The 18,189-nt window shown below is 70.9% G+C and carries 24 protein-coding genes; 6 read left to right on the top strand and 18 right to left on the bottom strand.

What is annotated here, in order from left to right; genetic code table 11:
• Positions 1–38: 38 nt before the first annotated feature.
• From ACIBVP_RS35580 to ACIBVP_RS35535, 10 genes are all read right to left on the bottom strand, one after another.
• The gene (locus ACIBVP_RS35580; protein ID WP_396110852.1) at positions 39–1,481 is read right to left on the bottom strand and encodes an NADH-quinone oxidoreductase subunit N; all 1,443 of its coding nucleotides are present in this window, start codon (positions 1,479–1,481) and stop codon (positions 39–41) included.
• Entirely contained in the window at positions 1,478–2,959 is a 1,482-nt protein-coding gene (locus tag ACIBVP_RS35575; protein ID WP_396110918.1) for a NuoM family protein, read from the bottom strand. Before ACIBVP_RS35575 ends, ACIBVP_RS35580 begins: the two co-directional genes overlap by 4 nt.
• Positions 2,960–2,966: 7 nt before the next feature.
• Positions 2,967–4,817 (bottom strand): NADH-quinone oxidoreductase subunit L, encoded by a 1,851-nt coding sequence (locus tag ACIBVP_RS35570; RefSeq protein WP_396110851.1) that lies wholly within the window; start codon positions 4,815–4,817, stop codon positions 2,967–2,969.
• A 6-nt stretch (positions 4,818–4,823) separates the two neighbouring features.
• Positions 4,824–5,129 (bottom strand): NADH-quinone oxidoreductase subunit NuoK, encoded by a 306-nt coding sequence (gene nuoK, locus ACIBVP_RS35565; protein ID WP_396110850.1) that lies wholly within the window; start codon positions 5,127–5,129, stop codon positions 4,824–4,826.
• Complete coding sequence (locus ACIBVP_RS35560; protein ID WP_396110849.1) at positions 5,126–5,683, bottom strand: NADH-quinone oxidoreductase subunit J; 558 nt, start codon at positions 5,681–5,683, stop codon at positions 5,126–5,128. The genes nuoK and ACIBVP_RS35560 overlap by 4 nt, the downstream gene beginning before the upstream one ends.
• Before the next feature lie 2 nt (positions 5,684–5,685).
• The gene (locus tag ACIBVP_RS35555; RefSeq protein ID WP_396110848.1) at positions 5,686–6,615 is read right to left on the bottom strand and encodes a complex I subunit 1 family protein; all 930 of its coding nucleotides are present in this window, start codon (positions 6,613–6,615) and stop codon (positions 5,686–5,688) included.
• Complete coding sequence (locus tag ACIBVP_RS35550) at positions 6,608–7,750, bottom strand: hypothetical protein (protein WP_396110846.1); 1,143 nt, start codon at positions 7,748–7,750, stop codon at positions 6,608–6,610. The genes ACIBVP_RS35555 and ACIBVP_RS35550 overlap by 8 nt, the downstream gene beginning before the upstream one ends.
• The gene (locus ACIBVP_RS35545) at positions 7,741–8,067 is read right to left on the bottom strand and encodes an NADH-quinone oxidoreductase subunit A (RefSeq protein ID WP_396110917.1); all 327 of its coding nucleotides are present in this window, start codon (positions 8,065–8,067) and stop codon (positions 7,741–7,743) included. The genes ACIBVP_RS35550 and ACIBVP_RS35545 overlap by 10 nt, the downstream gene beginning before the upstream one ends.
• Before the next feature lie 99 nt (positions 8,068–8,166).
• A complete protein-coding gene (locus ACIBVP_RS35540) occupies positions 8,167–9,405 on the bottom strand; it encodes an NAD(P)/FAD-dependent oxidoreductase (protein WP_396110845.1) in 1,239 nt (412 codons plus the stop codon).
• An 88-nt stretch (positions 9,406–9,493) separates the two neighbouring features.
• Positions 9,494–9,913 (bottom strand): hypothetical protein, encoded by a 420-nt coding sequence (locus ACIBVP_RS35535; protein ID WP_396110844.1) that lies wholly within the window; start codon positions 9,911–9,913, stop codon positions 9,494–9,496.
• Positions 9,914–10,177: 264 nt separating this feature from the next.
• Between ACIBVP_RS35535 and ACIBVP_RS35530 the strand changes: the two genes are divergently transcribed.
• Positions 10,178–10,471, top strand: coding sequence for a metal-sensing transcriptional repressor (locus ACIBVP_RS35530; RefSeq protein ID WP_396110843.1), 294 nt, complete (start codon positions 10,178–10,180; stop codon positions 10,469–10,471).
• On the opposite strand, the gene ACIBVP_RS35525 is transcribed toward ACIBVP_RS35530, so the two are convergent.
• A complete protein-coding gene (locus ACIBVP_RS35525) occupies positions 10,461–11,051 on the bottom strand; it encodes a TetR/AcrR family transcriptional regulator (RefSeq protein WP_396110842.1) in 591 nt (196 codons plus the stop codon). The genes ACIBVP_RS35530 and ACIBVP_RS35525 overlap by 11 nt on opposite strands.
• 166 nt (positions 11,052–11,217) lie before the next feature.
• Between ACIBVP_RS35525 and ACIBVP_RS35520 the strand changes: the two genes are divergently transcribed.
• Positions 11,218–11,370, top strand: coding sequence for a hypothetical protein (locus ACIBVP_RS35520; protein WP_396110840.1), 153 nt, complete (start codon positions 11,218–11,220; stop codon positions 11,368–11,370).
• A gap of 88 nt (positions 11,371–11,458) precedes the next feature.
• Positions 11,459–11,827, top strand: a complete 369-nt coding sequence (locus ACIBVP_RS35515) for a DUF2218 domain-containing protein (protein ID WP_396110839.1) — start codon at positions 11,459–11,461, stop codon at positions 11,825–11,827.
• Here ACIBVP_RS35515 and ACIBVP_RS35510 read toward each other — a convergent pair.
• Positions 11,806–11,928, bottom strand: a complete 123-nt coding sequence (locus ACIBVP_RS35510; RefSeq protein WP_396110838.1) for a hypothetical protein — start codon at positions 11,926–11,928, stop codon at positions 11,806–11,808. The two genes, ACIBVP_RS35515 and ACIBVP_RS35510, sit on opposite strands and share 22 nt — an antisense overlap.
• A gap of 129 nt (positions 11,929–12,057) precedes the next feature.
• Between ACIBVP_RS35510 and ACIBVP_RS35505 the strand changes: the two genes are divergently transcribed.
• The 3 genes from ACIBVP_RS35505 to ACIBVP_RS35495 all read left to right on the top strand — a co-directional run bounded on the left by ACIBVP_RS35505 (position 12,058) and on the right by ACIBVP_RS35495 (position 14,509).
• Positions 12,058–13,476 carry an MFS transporter gene (locus tag ACIBVP_RS35505; protein WP_396110837.1) on the top strand — a complete coding sequence of 473 codons (1,419 nt, stop codon included), beginning with the start codon at positions 12,058–12,060 and terminating at the stop codon, positions 13,474–13,476.
• 117 nt (positions 13,477–13,593) lie between these two features.
• Positions 13,594–13,914, top strand: coding sequence for a hypothetical protein (locus ACIBVP_RS35500; RefSeq protein ID WP_396110836.1), 321 nt, complete (start codon positions 13,594–13,596; stop codon positions 13,912–13,914).
• 10 nt (positions 13,915–13,924) lie between these two features.
• Entirely contained in the window at positions 13,925–14,509 is a 585-nt protein-coding gene (locus ACIBVP_RS35495) for a TetR/AcrR family transcriptional regulator (RefSeq protein ID WP_396110835.1), read from the top strand.
• A gap of 33 nt (positions 14,510–14,542) precedes the next feature.
• Here the strand turns inward: ACIBVP_RS35495 and ACIBVP_RS35490 are convergent, their stop codons facing one another.
• From ACIBVP_RS35490 to ACIBVP_RS35465, 6 genes are all read right to left on the bottom strand, one after another.
• A complete protein-coding gene (locus ACIBVP_RS35490) occupies positions 14,543–15,037 on the bottom strand; it encodes a hypothetical protein (protein WP_396110834.1) in 495 nt (164 codons plus the stop codon).
• Positions 15,027–15,467 carry a MarR family winged helix-turn-helix transcriptional regulator gene (locus ACIBVP_RS35485; protein ID WP_396110833.1) on the bottom strand — a complete coding sequence of 147 codons (441 nt, stop codon included), beginning with the start codon at positions 15,465–15,467 and terminating at the stop codon, positions 15,027–15,029. The genes ACIBVP_RS35490 and ACIBVP_RS35485 overlap by 11 nt, the downstream gene beginning before the upstream one ends.
• Positions 15,468–15,553: 86 nt before the next feature.
• Complete coding sequence (locus tag ACIBVP_RS35480) at positions 15,554–16,048, bottom strand: SRPBCC domain-containing protein (RefSeq protein ID WP_396110832.1); 495 nt, start codon at positions 16,046–16,048, stop codon at positions 15,554–15,556.
• A 120-nt stretch (positions 16,049–16,168) separates the two neighbouring features.
• Positions 16,169–17,386 (bottom strand): RNA polymerase sigma factor, encoded by a 1,218-nt coding sequence (locus ACIBVP_RS35475; protein WP_396110831.1) that lies wholly within the window; start codon positions 17,384–17,386, stop codon positions 16,169–16,171.
• Positions 17,383–17,718: a YciI family protein gene (locus tag ACIBVP_RS35470; protein ID WP_396110830.1), complete on the bottom strand. Its 336-nt coding sequence runs from the start codon at positions 17,716–17,718 to the stop codon at positions 17,383–17,385. Before ACIBVP_RS35470 ends, ACIBVP_RS35475 begins: the two co-directional genes overlap by 4 nt.
• Before the next feature lie 198 nt (positions 17,719–17,916).
• A complete protein-coding gene (locus ACIBVP_RS35465; protein ID WP_396110829.1) occupies positions 17,917–18,180 on the bottom strand; it encodes an alkylmercury lyase in 264 nt (87 codons plus the stop codon).
• Between the last annotated feature and the right edge of the window lie 9 nt (positions 18,181–18,189).

The raw sequence follows: 18,189 nt of genomic DNA, 5'->3' as shown, positions 1-18,189 counted from the left end.
ACCTCCCTGTCCGGCGCCATCGTAGGGGGTGCGGCGCGTCACGGGCGGAACAAGCCACCGTCCACGGCCGCGAGGATCGGTCCCGCCGCCAGTCCGACCACGATGGACACCCCGGCCGCGACATACGCGGTGCGGGTGCTGGTGCGGTCTGGCGGGGGGAGGTCGTCGCCGGAGCGCATCGCGGGGACGATCCACCGCAGGTAGTAGAAGACGCTGGCGACGGTGTTGACCGCCGCGACGACGAGCAGCCACCACAGGCCCGCGTCGGCGGTGGCCGTGAAGATGGTGAGCTTCCCGGCGAACACCCCCGTGGGCGGAGTGCCGACGAGCCCGAGCAGGCACACGGCGAGGCTGACCGCGAGCCACGGGCGGCGCCGTCGCAGTCCTCGGAAGTCGTCGAGGGTGTGCGCCTGAGGGAGGGCGCACACCACGGCGAACGCGCCGAGGTTGGTGACCGAGTACGCCGCGACGTAGAGCAGCAGGCTGGACAGCGCGAGGTCGGCGCGGTCCGCGACGGCGACGGCCATGAGGAGGTAGCCGAGCTGGCTGATCGTGGAGTAGGCGAGCAGGCGGCGCACGTTGGTCTGGAAGAACGCGCCGAGGTTGCCGAGTGTCATGGTCACCGCCGCGAGCACCGCGATCAGCAGGGACCAGTCCAGGTCCGTTGCCGCGAACGGGATCGCGGCGAGGCGGTACAGCGCCACGACCGCGCCGATCTTGGGGATCGTGGTGACGATCGCGCCGACCGGCGGGCTCGTGCCCTCGGTGACGTCCGGAACCCAGAAGTGGCCCGGCACGGCACCCGCTTTGAACAGCAGCCCGGCCAGCAGCGCGACGACACCGACCGCCGCGGCCGCGGCGGGCGCCATGCCCACCGTGTGGTGGAGCGTGACGTAGTCGCTGCCCATCCCGACACCGGCCAGGATCATGACGCCGAACAGCATGACGGTGCCCAGCAGCGCGCCGAGCAGGTAGTACTTCAGGCTCGCCTCGGTGCTCAGGCTGTCCTTGGCGAACGCGACCAGCGCGTAGAGCGGCACGCTGGCCAGCAGGTACGCGGCGGCCAGCAGGAGCAGGTCGTTCGCGCCCGCGAGCATGACCGCTCCCAGGGCGCCGAGCAGCAAGAGGACGACGAACTCGGTCTCGCGTGCGTGCCCGGCGATCCGCGGGGTGGCCATCGCCAGCACGAGCAGCACGGACACGAGCACGGCGACCCGGGCCAGGGCGGTGGCGGTGTCGACCGCGTACGTCCCGGAGAACACCGAGGCGGCCTCGTCCGGCCAGTCGACGACGGTGTACACCAGCGCGACCACGGTCGCGGCCGCAGCGAGTGCGCGGACCAGCCACTGGCGGTGGCGGGGGAGGAACGAGCCGAGCAGGAGCCCGACGACGGCCGTGCCCGCGAGCAGCAGCTCGGGCATGAGCAGGACGAGGTCCGCGAGCATCGTCGCGGCCATGTCGCCCGTCATGTCGGGGTTCACCGGCCCACCAGCGTGCCGAGCACGGTGGCCGCGGGTTCGACGAGGTCGAGCAGGAACCGGGGGAACAGGCCGAGCACGGTCGCCAGCACCATCAGTGGCGCGATCGAGAGCGTCTCGGGGGCGGTCAGGTCGGCGACACCGGCCCGTGTGGACGAGCCCAGGAACACCCGCTGGTAGGCGCGGAGGAACAACGCGGCGGTGATGAGGATCCCGAGGAACGCCAGCGCGGTCGCCACCGGTGCGCCGGGCAGGGAGCCGGTGAAGATCTGGAACTCGGCGATGAACCCGGAGAACCCGGGCAGCCCCAGCGAGGCGAACGCGGCGATGGCGGTGAGGCCCGCGAACCGGGGTGCCGTGCCCGCGAGCCCGCCGTAGGCGCCGAGGTCGTAGGTGCCGCCGCGGGCGTACAGGACACCGGCGAGGAGGAACAGCGCGCCCGTGATGAGGCCGTGGCTGACCATCTGGGTGACGGCACCGGCGACCGCGAGGTCGTGCGCCTGTTCGTCCGACGTGGACAGCAGGCCCGCCGCGCCGACGGCGAGGATGACGTAGCCCATGTGGTTGACCGAGGTGTAGGCGATCATCCGTTTGAAGTCACGTTGTGCCAGGGCGACCAGCGCGCCGTACAGCACGCTGACCACGCCGACGACCACGATCACGCCACCCCACGCGCGCCACGTCTCCGGGAGTACCGGCATCGCGATCCGCACGAACCCGTACGTGCCCAGCTTCAGCAGGACCCCGGCGAGGATGGCCGAGCCCGCGGCCGGTGCCTCGGTGTGCGCGGGTGGCAGCCAGGTGTGGAACGGCACGGTCGGTGTCTTGATCGCGAGCCCGACCACGAGCGCCAGCAGCACCAGGGCGGCGATGGTTCCCCGGCCCGCCAAGGGGTTCTGCTCGGCGAGCAGGACGATGTCGAACGTGTGCGGCTCGGCGGCGAGGTAGAGGCCGATGAACCCGAGCAGCAGCGCGAGCGAACCGACGAACGTGTAGAGGAAGAACTGCAGCGCCGCCTTCGCCGCGTTGCGGTGTCCCCATCCGGCGATGACGAAGTACATGCCGACGATCGACAGGTCGAAGAACACGAAGAACAGGATCAGGTCGAGCGACACGAACACGCCGAGGCACACGGTTTCCAGGAACATGAACAGCGCGGCGAACGAGCGGATCCGGTCGGTCTGCCGGAACGAGTAGATCGCGCAGGCGAGGAACAGCACGGCGGTGAGGGCGACCAGTGGGAGGCTCAGCCCGTCGACGCCGATGTGGTAGCCGGAGCTGACGCTGGGGATCCAGCGCCGGTTGACCTCGTAGGCGTACCCGGAGCCGGACTCGTAGCCGAGCCACAGCGCGACCACGAGCCCGAGGTCGACCGCGCTCACCGCGATCCACGTCCAGCGCACGACCGCGTCACTCACCCGTGGCACGGCCAGCAGAGCCACGGCCGCCACGACGGGCAGGAAGACGACGATGCTGAGCACGCTCACCTCACCTTCGTCCGATCAGGAGCAGCAGGACGGCCAACGCGGCGAGCGCGACGACCGCCTGTGCGTAGTAGTGGTGCTGCTGGCCGGTCTGCGGGCGCCGTGCCAGCCTGCCCAGGGCGCGGAACCCGTCGGCCACGGCGCGCACGGTCCGCTCGATCGACCACTCGGCCCGCGCGTCGACGACACGGGCGACGGTGGCGCCGACCGCGGCGGTGGCCTGGACACCGCCGGCCACGGCCCGGTCGTCGAACCGCGCCAGCCGGTCGGCGCCCGCGAGCATCGGCCGGTAGACCAAGGTGCGGGCGAGGGTTTCCAGCCCGAACCACGTTCGGAGCGGTTCTCCGGCGCGCAGGTCGCTTCCGCGCATCACGGCCGCTGTGGCACCCGCCGCCAGCAGTGCGAGCGCGCCGGACAGCACCAGCTCCCACCACGTCGGCGCCACCTCGGACGCACCGGGCAGGACACGGGCGAACCCGCTCCACACCGAGGGGAGAGCCGCGGCGCCGAGCACGACGGCCGCGACCGCGAGGATGGGCAGTGGCAGCCGCTGCCACGTGTTCACCGTGCCGGTGCCGGGCTCCGCCGGCTCGGTGTCCGGAGTGGACGGCGACCACACCAGCACGACCGCACGGGCCGCGTAGACCGCGCTGAGCACCGCGGCCGCCAGGCCGACGAGGTACAGCGGGGTCGAGGCGTGCAGGGCGTTGGTGAGCACGTGGTCCTTGGTCGCCCAGAGCGACAGCGGCGGGATTCCGGCCAGCGCGGCCGCGCCGACGGTGAACGTCACGCCGACCACCGGGAACCGGCGAGCCGCGCCGCGCAGGGCTGGGAGCTGCTTGCTGCCGACCGCGGTCAGCCACGCTCCAGCGCACAGGAACAGGAGGCTCTTGGTGGCCGCGTGTGCCACCAGATGCCCGGCCCCTGACGCCGCGCCGCCGGTGCCCGCGGCCAGCACCATGAAACCCACCTGCGCACACGTGGACGCGGCCAGCAGTTGCTTGAGATCGGTCTGGGCGACCGCGATCGCGCCGAGCAGCAGCGCCGTCGCCGCGCCGCCCCACGCCACGACGGTCGCGGCCCAGGGCGTGACGGCGAGCAGCGGCTCGACCCGCACCAGCAGGTAGGCGCCCGCCGCGACCATGGTCGCGGAGTGCAGCAGCGCGGACACCGGGCTGGGGCCGTCCATGGCGCGGGAGAGCCAGAAGCTGAACGGCAGTTGCGCCGACTTGCCGAACGCCGCGGCCACCAGGCCCGCGGCGACGACGTCGCGCCACCCGTCCGGCATCCCGCTCAGCCCGGCGAGCTCCAGGCTGCCGAGCCCGCCCGCCAGCGCCGCACCCGCGGCCAGGTACAGGCCGAGGTCGCCGCCGCGTGTGGTGAGGAACGCGACGGTGCCGGAGGTCGCGCGCCGCGGCTCGCGCCACCAGTGGCCGATCAGCGCGTAGGACGCCGCTCCCATGACCTCCCAGGCCATGAGCAACGCCAGCAGCGTGGTTGCCGTGACCGTGACCAGCATCGCGCCGGAGAACAGCAGCATGAGCCCGAAGAACCGGGCGCGGGCCTCGCGGTCGTCGAACTCGCCCGCCGCGAACACGAGCACGGCGAGGAGCACGGCCGCGACGACGACCACCATCACCGCGGACAGGCCGTCGACCCGCAAGGCGAACGCGATGCCGTCCAGATACGTGGCGGAGACCGCGGGCCGTTGCGTCGCGGAGAGGACCGCGAGGACGAGCCCCGACGCGGACGTGACCGTCGCGACCGGCGCGGCGAACCGGTCGGCGCGGTGACCGCAGGCCAGCAGGGCGCCGCCCACGACGAGTGGCAGCGCGACGAGGAACCAGAGCGACACGGCCGATCAGTCCTTGAGGTCCGCGGCCATGTCGGTCATGTCCACGTCGCGCGCCCGGAACACGGCCGTGGTGACCGCGAAGCCGGCGGCCATCTCGATCGCCATGGCGGTGATCGCGAGGACGATGACGACCTGCCCGTCCGGTCGGTCGGGCGCGGTGAAGTACCAGAACGCGGCACCGCCGACGATGATGCCGTTGATCATCAGCTCCAGCCCCATCATGATCATCACGATGGACTGCTGGGACAGCGCGCCGTAGAGGCCGACGCTGAACAGCCCGGCGGCGAGCAGCAGGTAGTCCGGGAGACTCACAGGCCACCTCGCACGGGATCGTCGGGGCGCTCACGGTCGAGGCGGTCGCCGTAGCGGTCGTACCGGCCCCGGTTCGTGGCCAGCACGACGGTGGCGATGATCGTGGCGAACAGCGCCAGGCCCAGGACGATCATCGTCAGCATCTTGGGGCCCATCAAGGCCTCGCCGAGCGCCATGGTCGGGTCGGCGGGGCGCGGTGCGTCGGAGGTCGGCCAGTCGATCAGGTAGGCGCCCGCGCCCAGCACCACGAACGTGCCGGCCGCGATGACCAGCGAGCCCTTCTTGTTGTGCACCATGGTCATCGGCATCAGCCCGGCCGGGTTCATCATGTACATCAACATGAACACGACCATGATGACCATCTCCATGACCATCATGAGGATGACGAGCACGCCGAGGTAGGTCAGCTCGACCAGCAGCACCGTGCCGGCCGCGAACAGGAACGACGCCAGGAGCGCGAACGTCGCCCGCGCCATCGAGTCCACCCGGAACACCGCGACACCGGTCGCGACAGAGCCCACCGCACAGAGCCAGAACAGGATCTCACGCCACATCGCTATCCCTCCTGGATGACCACAACGGACACGAACAGCGCCTGCAGCAGGGTGGCGGGGATGAGGACCATCCAGGCGATCTCGGTGAACCGCTCCATCCGGATCGTCGGCAGCCGTCGCCCGGCCCACACCAGCACGCCGAGCACGGCGGCCGTCTTCATGAGGGACCACAGCCAGTCCGGCAGCACCGGACCGCTCCCACCGCCGAGGAACAGCGGCACGGCCATGGCCGCGCCGGACACCAGCAGCACCCACTGCCCGGCCGCGAACACCAGCCGGTCCACCCCGGACAGCTCAGCACGGGCACCGCCGGCGAGGTCCCCGCCGGTCGCGTGGTCGAACGGCCGGAAGAACGCCATCGCCAGCACCGACACCAGGTAGACGACGAAGGCCACCGGCATCCACACCACGAACCACAGGTCCCGCTGCGCCGCGACGACGTCACCGACGCGCAGCGATCCGGCCCCGAGGGCGGCCGTGGTCAGCACGAACATGTGCGGCAGTTCGTAGGCGAGGCCCTGGGCGACGAACCGGTACCCGCCCACGAGCGAGAACGCCGAGTTCGGCCCCCAACCCGCGAGCCACACCGCGGCCCACGCGACGATCTCCATCGCGTTGAACCACACGATGCCGACCGGCATGTCGGTGACCGCCCACCCGCCCAAGGGCGTGGCGAGGGACGCCATGGTCGCCGCGACCAGCAGCGCGACACCGGCGCCACGCCACAACAGCGTGTCGGCGGCGAGCAGCCGCCGTCGTTGCCGCACAAGGAGCCCGGCGGTCGACCGCAACGGCTCGACCGCTGAGGGAAGTGCGCGCCGGCCCGCCGCCCGGCCCGCGAGGACCGCGTCGAAGGACGCCGCGCCCAGCGCGAACAAGGCCAGGACCGCGAGCAGCGCGAACGCGCCCCACCACGGCGTGATCTCAACCATGGTGCACCTCGCCGGCGGTGTGGACTTCGAAGTCGAGGCTGGCGACGATCAGGCGGGCGGTCCCCAGTTCGGCTCCTTCGAGCAGGGCGGGCAGGACGTCGACCGTCCACCGCGTCGACGGCGGCTCCGTCGTGCTGTCGAGCCACCGGTGGAGGCGGTCGAGCGCGTCGTCGCCCGCCGTCGTCACGCCGACGCCGGACAGCAGCCAGCGCAACGTCCGGGAGCGACGGACACGCGACGCCCACCGGCGCACGTCGGGGACGTCGCCGCTGAGCGCGTCGTCGCGGAGTCGTTGCGCGGTGGTGGCGGCGTCCTCCCAGCCGGCCAGTGCGAGGAGGCGGTAGCACGAGTCCAGGCGGCGGGCCGCCGGGTGGTGGGACCAGAACGAGTCGTGGTGTGCGGCGAGCAGTTCGACGGACGCCCGCTGGATCACGTCGCCCTGGAGTCGTGTGTGGACGATGAGTCCGGCGGGCCAGAGCGGGAGCGCCGGGCCGAGCGGCACGTGCAGCTGGTCGAGGGTGAGGCCGTCCCGGTCCTCCGCGCGGTCGGCCATCGGCAGGCCGCCGGGCAGCTCCATGCCCGACATGTGATGGTCGTGCCCACCGTGTCCCATGTGGCCCGAACCGCCGTGGTCGCCGTGGGATCCATGGTCGGCGTGACTCTCGTGGCCCTCGTGCGTTCCGTGCTCGTTGTGCGGCTCGTGGCCGCCGTGGGGCTGGTGGTCCTCGTGTGCCGCGTGCTCATCGTGGTCGCCGTGTCCGTCCTCAGCGACGTGCTCGGCGTGCGCCGTCTGTACCGGTGACGCGGCACGTGCGGCTTCCGCGCGTTGCCGTGCGGTGTCGTGCAGCATGCCGAGCACCGTGTCCAGCTCGTGTTCGGCGTCCGCCGCGGTCGCGACGTCGACGCGTACCCGAGGCGCGGGCACCGTGTCCCAGACCTGGCGCACGTGTTCCTCGAACCGGTGATCGTCGCCCGCGACGATCACCGTGTTCGCCTCGGCGGGGCTCATCGCCAAGCGCCAACCCCGTTCCCGGGCGAACCGTTCGACGGCAAGCCGAGCGCCGGTGCCACCCGGCGCGGTGAGCAGCAACACCCGGGGCGCGGTACGGCGGAGGAGCCACGAGGTCACGTCCACCGCAGCGCACCCTCCCGCCACGCGTACGTGACGCCGGCGAAGAGAATGCCCAGGAAGACGAACATCTCCACGACCGCCGTCATACCTTCCTCGGCGACGACGAGCGTCCACGGGTACATGAACACCATCTCCATGTCGAACGCCAGGAAGATCATCGTCAGCGTGTACCAGCGCACGTGGTAGCGGGAGACCGCGTGCTCGACGGGCTCGTGCCCGGACAGGAACGGGCGCACGTCGGTGAGGGTTCGCCCGAGCCGGACCAGCGTCGCGAGCCCGTACAGCCCGCCAACGACGACGATGAGGGCGACGAGCAACATCACCACGCTGGATGTCACGCTCGCCTCCGTTCCTTCCACCCGGGCAGATGCTATGGCTCCGGTGCCGCCGCCGCGACCCGGTAAATATACATTTACCCCCTATGGGTATCCAGCGCGTCGCGCCGGTTCGATCAGCGCCGTGGGGGTGACTTCCTGTAGCAGGTCGGGCACGCGATCCGGCTGATCGACCGCGACGGCGCCGATGAGGGTTCCGTTGTCGTGGTACCGCACGAGGAAACCGGAGCGATCGCCTTCCACGACGGACTCGGTGCCGTACGGAAAGCCGACGACGGTGACCTCGTGCGTGTAGAGCCTGGTCGTGAAGCTGCGTGCCGCCGTGGCCGACGGGCCCTGCCCGAGCAGCGTCGCCGCCGCACGGTGCGCCTCGCTGACGGTGAGGTCCCAGTGGTTCCACTCGAACCTCTGGCCGTCGGAGAGCGACACCTGGTGCGAGATCACGTCACCGACGGCGACGATGCCGTCCGCGGGCCTACCCGCGCTGGTGAGCACCCGCTGCTGGTCGTCGGTCCGGACGCCACCGCTGATGTCGTGGCCCGAACCCGCCAGCCACTCGGTGTTCGGCACGGCACCGACGCACGCCAGCACCACGTTCGCGTCGATCGTCGCGCCGTCCGCGAAGGCCACCCGCCGCGGGTCGCCGCCGTCGACCGCGACGACCGGCTGCCCGAACCGCGGGCGGACGCCGTGGTCCCGGTGCCTGCGCCACACCCACTCGGCCGCGGTGGGACCGAGGCTCTCCGCGAGCGGGTGCGGGCCGCGGTCGGCGACCGTGACCTCCCAGCCCAGCGTGGTGGCGACGGACGCGACCTCCGATCCGGTCAGCCCACCGCCGACGACCACGAGATGTCGCGGTTGCGAGTGGAGCACCGGCCGCAGTCGCTCCACGTCCGCCATCGTGCGCAACGGGAGTGCCCGCGGCGCAGACGCGAGTATTCTGGCGCGTAGGCCGGTGGCGACGACCAGGCCGTCGAAGTCGATGCGGCGCCCGTCGTCGATCTCGACCTGCCTCGCGGCCACGTCGAGGCCCACCGCCTTGTGGCCCAGGAACCACCAGAACCCCTTGACGGACGACGGAGTCGACACGCCGCGCCATTCTGGATCGCTCAGCGCCACTGTGGACAGTTGGGACCGGTCATACGGTGGTAGCGGCTCGGCGGTGATGCCCAGCATGGGGCCCGCGAAGCCGCGTTCCCGCAGTGCTTCCGCGGTGCGCAAGCCCGCGATACCACCACCGACGATGATGATTCTCTTCGCGGTGCCGGCGAGTGCCTCCTGCCATTCCCGGGGGAGTAGCTCGTGTGGATCGTGCGTGACCATGTCGACCTCGATGTCCCTTCGCTGCGTGAACAAGGCAGGCGGAAGCGGCATTCGTGCTCGGAGGAGCCGAACGCCGCCACGGGACCGATCACAGCCGGAGCACGCCCAGTGCGGTCAGAGGTGGTGCCGGTACGGGAGGTGGGTGGGGCGGTTGCCGCCACGAGGCGAGCGGCGGCGGTTGTTCGTCGGCCAGGTTTCCGGCCGACCTGCGCGCATGGGCCCACAGCCCGACGAGCGCCAGGGCCGCGACGAGCACGGCGAGGCAGAGATGCAGCAGGTCGTCAACGCCGTGGTGTGTTCGATGGCCGGCGGAGGGGTCCGGCTGGCCGGCTGACGGCGCCGCGGGCGCCATCACGTCGTCCGGCATCAGAACCGACGTGCTGGACATCGGCTCGGCCGGTGTGCCGCACGGATGGGACATCCAGCCGAGGTGGTGCATCCCGATCAACCCGAAGGCCAGCACGCACAGCAGAAGCCAGCGCGCGGTGACCACCGTGGGGCTGATCATGATTCCACCGTACTTTCAGACCACTGGAGTCAGCCGTCGACGGACCGGTGGATGCCGTCGTCGGTCGCGACGGTGTCCTGCGTCTCGGACACCTTCACCGGTTCCCCGGTCTCGTCTCCAGCGGGACGAGCCGCCGGACAGGGTGGAGTCGTGCCACAGGTGTCTCCTCGGTCGCCGATTTCCTACTATCGCTTATAGTACGATCTTCGACAAGAGGTTTGCTCCTGGCTGTCGGCCCGGAACCGGCTGGTCCGGGCATCCACAGTGGAGGGCGGCATGCGCGGTGTTGTCAGTGACAAGCGCGGCCTCCTGCGCCGGTTGCGCCGCGCCGAAGGGCAGGTGCGCGGTATTCGCCGGATGGTGGACGACGACGCCGACTGCGCCGACGTGCTCACGCAGATGTGTTCGGTCGTCGGCGCGCTGGAGGTGGCTGCGGTCGGCCTGATCGGCCGGCACCTCAAGGAATGCGTGGCCGAGGCGATCGCCTCCGGTGTGGACACGACGGATGCCGAGGTGCGGGCGATGAGTGACGTGGTCGCGCGGCTGCTCAGGTCGTGACGCGCCGAGGAGCCAGCCCGGCGAGGGTGAGCGCGACGAGCCGCTCGACCGCGGCGTGGGACGGCAGATCTCCCGCTGCCGCGAGGGCGTGCAGGCAGTACGTGGCGAGTTCGTCGGCCGCGGTGTCGTCGCGTACGTGGCCGGCCGCCGCGGCGTCCGCGAGCACGTCGCGGACGAGGCCGTGCAGCTGCCGTCGTGGCTCGGCCACCTGCTCGTCGCGGTGCACCAGTGCGCTGAACTCGGCGCCGAACCCGTGTCGGGACATCCCGTGCACGATCTGTGCGTAGGCCGCCAGCACGGCGTCGAGCCGGGCGCCGGGGTCGGCGGTCCGCTCCCGGATGGTGGCGAGCTGCTCCAGGTGCGCGGTGACGTGGCGGCCGTGCCAGGTGACCAGGATCGCGTCGACGTCGGGGAAGTACTTGTACAGGGTCGCGCGCCCGATGCCGGTTTCCTCGGCGATGCGTGACATGGTCGCCGATCGCAGACCCTCATCGGCGACCAGCTTCATGGTCGTCTCCAGGATCGCGTCCCGCACGTCGCGGCGGTGCGCCTCGATCGTCTCGTTCCACAGCCTGGGCACGCGCCAACTGTACAACTCGACTGATTTGTAGACACTGTGTCTTGATAAAGACGGAGTGTTTTGCAAAACTCCGGGCATGACAGCTTCGAGGCACGAGCCTCCGCATGCGGCAGGGCATCGACCGCGGCGGCACCTGGGACGCCGGTCCTGGGTTCTCATCGTCGCCGTGAAGGTCGCGATCATCGTCGCCGTCCTCGCCCTGCCGTCCTGGCTGGCGGTCTCCCTGGGGGCCGCACACGGGGTGGCCCTGGCGTTGGTCGCCGTGGCAGCGGTCGTCCTGCTGGCGGTCGGCGCGTTCCGTCGCCGGAGCCGGCGATGAGCGTTCCCGGCGCCCACCTGAGCGCCGGCGGCCGGCGAGTCGACTCGATCGAACGCGCCACAGTGGACAGTCCGGCCACCCTGGAGAAATGACCATGCTCACCACCGAGTCCCGCATCGAGACCGCGAACGCGAACAGCCTTCTCGCCCACCTCTGTCGGCACGCCGCCAAGATGGGCGAACACCTGCGGCACGGCGCCATGCCCGGCGCGCACGCGCGGCCGGACGTGCTCGGTGTCGACTTCTCCGACACGCACGGCAGGCTCGACCTGACCTGGGGCCGGTGTGTCCTGGACGCCGACCCGGACGGCCTGACCGTGCGGATCGAAGCCGGTGCCGAGGAACACCTGCGTGGCATGCAGGGCATCATCACGGCCGACCTCGAACGGTTCGGCCACCGCGAGAACCTGACGGTGACCTGGTCACCGCCCGCCGTTCACGCCGACGAGACCGGCTGACGGCACACGACGCCGGGCTCCGCCTCCTGGGCGTCGATGATCTTCTGTGCGAGGTCCTTCGCTTCCACTCTGGTCGCGCCCACCGTGGCGAGCAGCCCCAAGCCGGTCCCGGAATCGTCGGAGGGCTGCGCGGCCGTCGTCGGCTGAGTCTCCGGCGAAAGCCTCGCTTGACACTCGATACCCCCTAGGCGTATTAACTTGGACAACAGTGTCCAAGTTAAGGGGAGATCATGAGTCACGGACATGCCGCGGTCGGCGCGCCGCCGCACCCGCGTCGGTGGACCGCGCTGGTGCTGTTGTGCCTGGCGCAGCTGATGCTGATCGTGGACATCACGGTCGTGCAGGTGGCGCTGCCCAGCATCGGCGTCGAACTCGCCCTCGGCAGGGAGGCGCTGACCTGGGTGGTGACGGCGTACACGCTGGTGTTCGGCGGGCTGATGGTGTTCGGCGGCAGACTTGCCGACGCCCTCGGCGCACGCCGGGTGCTGCTGGCCGGGCTGGCGGTGTTCACGGCCGCGTCCCTGGCGTGCGGACTCGCGACGAGCGGCGCCCTGCTCATCGTGGGGCGGGCGGCGCAGGGCGTCGGCGCCGCGCTGATGTCCCCGGCCGCGCTGTCGATCATCACCACCGCGTTCCACGGCGCCGAGCGCAACCGCGCGCTCGGGATCTGGGCGGCGATCGGCGGCACCGGCGCCGCGCTCGGCGTGCTCGTCTCCGGCCTGCTGACCGCGGGACCGGGCTGGGAGTGGGTGTTCTTCGTCAACGTGCCCATCGGCATCCTGGTCGCGGCCACCGTGCCGGGTGTCATCGGGGCCGACCGGGTGCGGGAGGAGCGGCAGCGGCTCGATGTCCCCGGCGCGCTCGTGGTCACCTTGGCCACCGGCCTGCTGATCTACGGCCTGGTCAACGCCGGTGACGGCGGCTGGGGCGCGGTGGCCACGCTGGTGCCGCTCGCCGCGGCGGTGGCCGGGTACGTCGTGTTCGTGCTGGTCGAGTCCCGGGTCGCGGCGCCGCTGATGCGGCCGGAGACGATGGCGCGTCGGCCGGTGGTGTCCGGCACGTTCCTCATGCTGGTCGCCACCGGGCTGCTGCTCGGGCTGTTCTTCCTGACCTCGCTGTACTTCCAGCAGATCCGGGGGTTCAGCGCGCTGAAGACCGGGCTGATCTTCCTGCCGGTCGCCATCGCCATCACCATCGGGGCGCAGCTCGCCGCACACCTGATCGGCAAGGTCGGCGGACGTCCGATCGCGGTCGCGAGCTTCCTGCTCACCGCCGCGGGCGCCGTCCTGCTCAGCGGGATCTCCGCCGACGGCAACGTCTACACCGAGGTCCTGCCCGGCTTCCTGCTCGCCGCGCTCGGCATCGGACCCGCGTTCGTCACGGCCACCACCACGACCCTCGCCAACGTCCCGCACGACGAGGCCGGCGTGGCGTCCGGTGTGGTCAACACGTTCCACGAGCTCGGCGGCAGCATCGGCGTCGCCGTCGTGTCCACGGTGGCCGCGGCCGGCATCGCGTCCACATCGGACACCACCGGGTTCGCCGACGCCTACCTCGTGTGCGGCATCGCCGCCGCGGTCGCCGCGCTCGTCGCCGTCGCCCTCGTGCCGGGCGGCCGCCCCCGAGCCGTCACCGGCCACGGACACTGACGTGCGCCAACTCCTCGAACCCGTACTCGCGGCCACCGCCGCCCTGACCGCTGCCCGCGCGGTCCGCAGGATCGCGGCCGACTACTGGGCCAACGAACGATCACGCCCAGGACGGCGGTGTTGACCTACAACGCCGCTCTCGCGAACGCCGGTGCCTACGCGCTGGCCGTCCGGCACCGGACCTGGCCGCTGCCACTGCGGGCTGGTCCGGCCGTGGCCGGCGGAGCCGCGGTGGCGGGTGCTCTGGTCACCGTGGCCGGGCGCCACCGGAACCCGCGGTACCTCGCCCTGACCGCCGTCCTGGCCGGTGCCGGGGTTGCCGCCCGGTCCGGGCTCGCCTGCGCGATCGCCGCGATGGCATGGGCGGTCGCGCGGCAGCCCCTCCCAGCGGGCGAGAGCCACCTCGCGAGAATGTTCGCTGACCAGCACTCGTCCTGAGGGGGCCACCTTGTCCAATGCGGAGCACCGGCGCCGCGCGGACGCCGAACGCAACATCGCGACCATCATCGACGTGGCGAGCGACCTGTTCGGCCGGGGCCAGTCACCGTCGATGGCCGAGGTCGCCGCCGCGGCGGGAGTACGCCGGGCCACCCTGTACGGGCATTTCCCGTCCCGCGAGGAGCTGATCGACGCCGTCATCACCCACGCGATCACCCACACGGACGAGGTGCTGACCGCACTCGGGCTCGACCGCGACCGGGCCGACGTCGCACTCGAGCGCCTCGTGCGCACGTCCTGGCCCATCCTCGACCGCTTCCGCCGCCTGCGCACCGCCGCGCTGGCAGAACTCGGCGCCGAACGCCTGCGCCGCCACCACGACCGAACTCTGCACCACGTCGACCAGCTGATCCGCCGAGGCCAGGACGACGGCCTGTTCCGCACCGACCTGCCACTCGACTGGCTCGTGGCCATGTTCTACGCGGTCCTGCACGCCGCGGCCGACGAAGCCGACGCGGGCCGCACCAGCCCGTCGACCGCCCCGGACCGGCTCGCCAGGACGGTGCTCTCGCTGGTGACCCGGCAGCACGCGTGAGGAAACCACGCGCACGACATGGGCATCAGCCGCTCAGTTGTGGTCCTGCGCGTGGCTTCCGTGGTCGGACACCTGTGCCGCACCCCAGTCGTGCAGCGCCTGGACGAGCGACGGGTCGGAGGTGCGGAAGTCGAGTGCGGCGCCATCGGACAGGTCCGTGTAGGTGATGGTGATCGACTGGGCCCCAGCCGACAGGTCGGCGAGGCCGGGCATGTCCGGGCCGTGGATACGTGCGGGGTCGCTGAAGTCGCCGTCGCGGAAGCGGTCGACCTCGCTGGTGAGGTGCTCGCGGACGAGTTCGACCTGTGTCGCGTCCTGCGGGTCGTCGGACACGACTTCCTGGCGGAGCCCGTCAGGAGTCGGCAGGAACCGGTGGGTGGTCTTCTCCAGATCGAACGGCATCACCGAGCTGCCCTTCTCGGCCACCTCGGCCTGGCGGCCGGTCTGCTGTGGATCATCCGGCTGCGCGGCGCAACCGCCCAGGGCGACCAGAGCCGAGACCAGCAGCGTCAGCGAACTACGGCGCATCGTTACGTCCCGCTTCCGTGAGTAGTCGCAGTGCGTCGATGACGGCTCGGCGCCGGGCCGTGGGAACGTTCTCGAGCAGCCTGGACAGCCGCTGTGCACGGCGCCGGATCACATCGGCGGCCACCTCGCGACCCTTGTCGGTCAACACGAGGACGCGGGCACGCCCGTCATGAGGATCGGGAACGCGCCGGACCCAGCCTCGTGCCTCCAGGCCATCGACGAGCCTGCTGGTCGACGACTTGCCCAACCCGAGTTGCTCACCCAGCACGCCCTGGTGCAGGCCATCCGCGCGCAGGGCCGTGATCGCGTGCGCCTCCGCGGTCGACATCGGCGAGCCGCACGGGGTCGTGTCCTGCTCCAGCAAGCCGAACCCGCGGACGAAGCTGACGAACGCCTCGGAGAACTCCTCGGCGTCCAGACCATCCAACATAGTTCCACTCTAGAACTAATTGGTTCCAGGCTGCAACTACTTTCGTGAACGCGGTGAGGTTCGCCGCGGCGAATTCCTGCCAGGGTTCACCGGCGGTAGCTCGGAATGGGCTGGCCGGTACCGGTGGTGATCAGCTGCGGCAGGCTCCTCGTGATGTAGAAGGTCCAGCCGCGTGAGCACGCTTCGAAGCAGGCGGATTCCTTGGGGGTGAGTCCGACGTGGGTGAAGTGCAGCGTCGTGCCCCGCGCGTCGGTGGTGACGTCGAAGACGACGGTGGTGTCGGTCCACTCGTGGTGGTCGTCGATGAAGTCGAGGTAGGAGTCCACGACACGCCAGACCACCCGTTTCCCGGGCACGACCTCGGTGACAACGAACCGGGCGAAGCGGATGCCCTTCTTGTCCTGGGCGGCCTCACCGGGGTGTTCGCTGTCGTCGGTGAAGACGAACTCGTCGTGCGGCGCGGCCGTGTCGCCGATGAGGTTCTCGCTCCACCAGCCGCGGACGTTGGTGATGGCCTGAACAACCTCGTCCGGCGCCTGGTCGACGGTCATGGTGGCGGTCAGGTACTCGGTGTTCGACATCGTTCTCGCCTCTCTCTGTCTGGTAAGTTTTGCCACACCGACGAAGAAGGCGGCCCGGATTCGACATCCACCGGGAAGGAACTTTCGAAAAAGCCTCGGCCGCGATGACCGTTGCGCTGGTCAGAGCTCGGAAAGACGACGCCTCAGATAGCGACGTTCGGCATCGGTCGGCGCGAGTTCCAGCGCCTGCTCGTAGCACGTGGCGGCCTCGGCTGGGCGGCCGTCCCGGCGGAGAAGATCGGCGCGCGTCGCGGGCAGCAGATGGTAGCCGGCGAGCTTGCCGGACTCGGCGAGCTCGTCGACGAGGGCGAGTCCGGCGGAGATGCCTTCGGCCATCGCGACCGCCACGGCGCGGTTGAGGTCCACCACGGGAGAGGGCGCCAACCGGGCGAGCTCGGTATAGAGGGCGGCGATCTGTGGCCAGTCGGTAGCGGCGGCGTCGCGTGCGGTGGCGTGACAGGCGGCGATCGCGGCCTGCACCTGATACGGCCCGGAGCGCCGCACGGCCAACGCCTCGTCGAGCGTCGCGAGGCCTTCGGCGATCAGCGCGCGATCCCACCGGGACCGGTCCTGGTTCTCCAACGTGACCAGCACGCCGTCGTCGGTGCGACTCGCGCGGCGGGCCTCGAGCAGCAACATCAACGCCAACAGGCCACGCGCCTCAGGCTCGGTCGGCATGAGACGGACCAGCGTCCGGGCGAGGTGGATCCCCTCGGTCGCCAGTGCTCTGCGCCCGTCCTCCTCGTCGTAGCCCTCGTTGAAGATCAGGTACAGCACCGCGAGGACGGCTGTCAGCCGCTGCGGAAGCAGCTCCGCCGGTGGAACCCGGTACGGTATCCCGGCCTCGACGATCTTGCGCTTGGCGCGTACCAGGCGTTGCGCCATCGCCGGCTCGGCGGTCAGGAACGCCTTGGCGATCTCACCAGTGGTCAGCCCCGCCAACGTGCGGAGCGTCAGGGCGACCCGGGCAGGGAACGGCAGCGCGGGGTGGCAGCACGTGAAGATCAGCCGCAACCGCTCGTCCGGAATCTCTTCTGTCGACGGCTCAAGCGGGTCCCGCTCCAACACGGCGAGCTGCCGCAGTTTCGCCGCCCCCGTCGCGTCACGTCGCAGCCGATCGGCCGCCCGGCGACGTGCCGTCGTCGTCAGCCACGCACCCGGACGAGCCGGAATTCCATCGCGCGCCCACGTCGCCAACGCGGCGGCGAACGCGTCCTGCGCGCAGTCCTCCGCCAGGTCCCAGTCCTGGGTCAGCCCGATCAGCGTGGCGACCACCTGGCCCCACTCGTCCCGATAGGCCGCATCGACAGCGGCACGAACCGCCTGCGGCGCGGTCATTCCCACACGGGGCGGACCTCGACACAACCCCAGCCCGCATAGGGGTGCCGAGCCGCGAGCGCGATCGCCTCGTCCAGGTCGGCACACTCGACGATGTCGATGCCGCCGACGAAGTCCTTCGTCTCCGCGAACGGGCCATCGGACACCAGCGTCTCGCCTTCGCGGACGCGGACCGTGGTCGCGTTCGCCACCGGACGCAGCCGCGCACCACCGAGCCTGGCACCCCGCCGCCCCAACTCCGCGTCGTACGCCTGATGCGCCGGGTCCGCCGCGATCTCCTCCATGGACGGCGACGCCGACTCATCGTCACAGATCAGGAAGACATACTTCATGACCCCACTATGCCCAAGGTGTACATACGATCGGGCCAGTGACACGATCCGTTCATCGCCTCAACGGGTGTGCCGGGACGCCTCAGGCTGTGACAGGCCAAACCGGTGGAAGACGCAAGACGCGGTAGAGGCAGAGACCCGCTCGCGAGACGCACGACCGGCGTCGTCGAAGCACCACCGGACCCGGACTGTCGCGGGTTACCCGGCGGGCCGTTCGCCCAGTGCGGTGTGGATCTGGGCCCGGGTGGGTAGGTCGAGGCGGCAGCACACGCTGTCGCTGGGCGTGGTGCCGGTGACGACGTCGATGCCGTTGATGACCAGCGTCGGTGAGGGGTAGGCGCCCTGGCGTTCGTGGACGGGCACATGGATGTCGGCCGTTCGCAGGCATTCCTGGAGAGTGGCGCGGACCTGGTCGACCAGGGGACAGCCCGGCACGTGCCACAGTTCGATCGTGAGGCTCATGATCGGAGG

Source organism: Actinophytocola sp. NPDC049390, assembly GCF_044466355.1.
Classification (GTDB): Bacteria; Actinomycetota; Actinomycetes; order Mycobacteriales; family Pseudonocardiaceae; genus Actinophytocola.
This window is presented reverse-complemented; position numbering and strand designations above follow the sequence as displayed.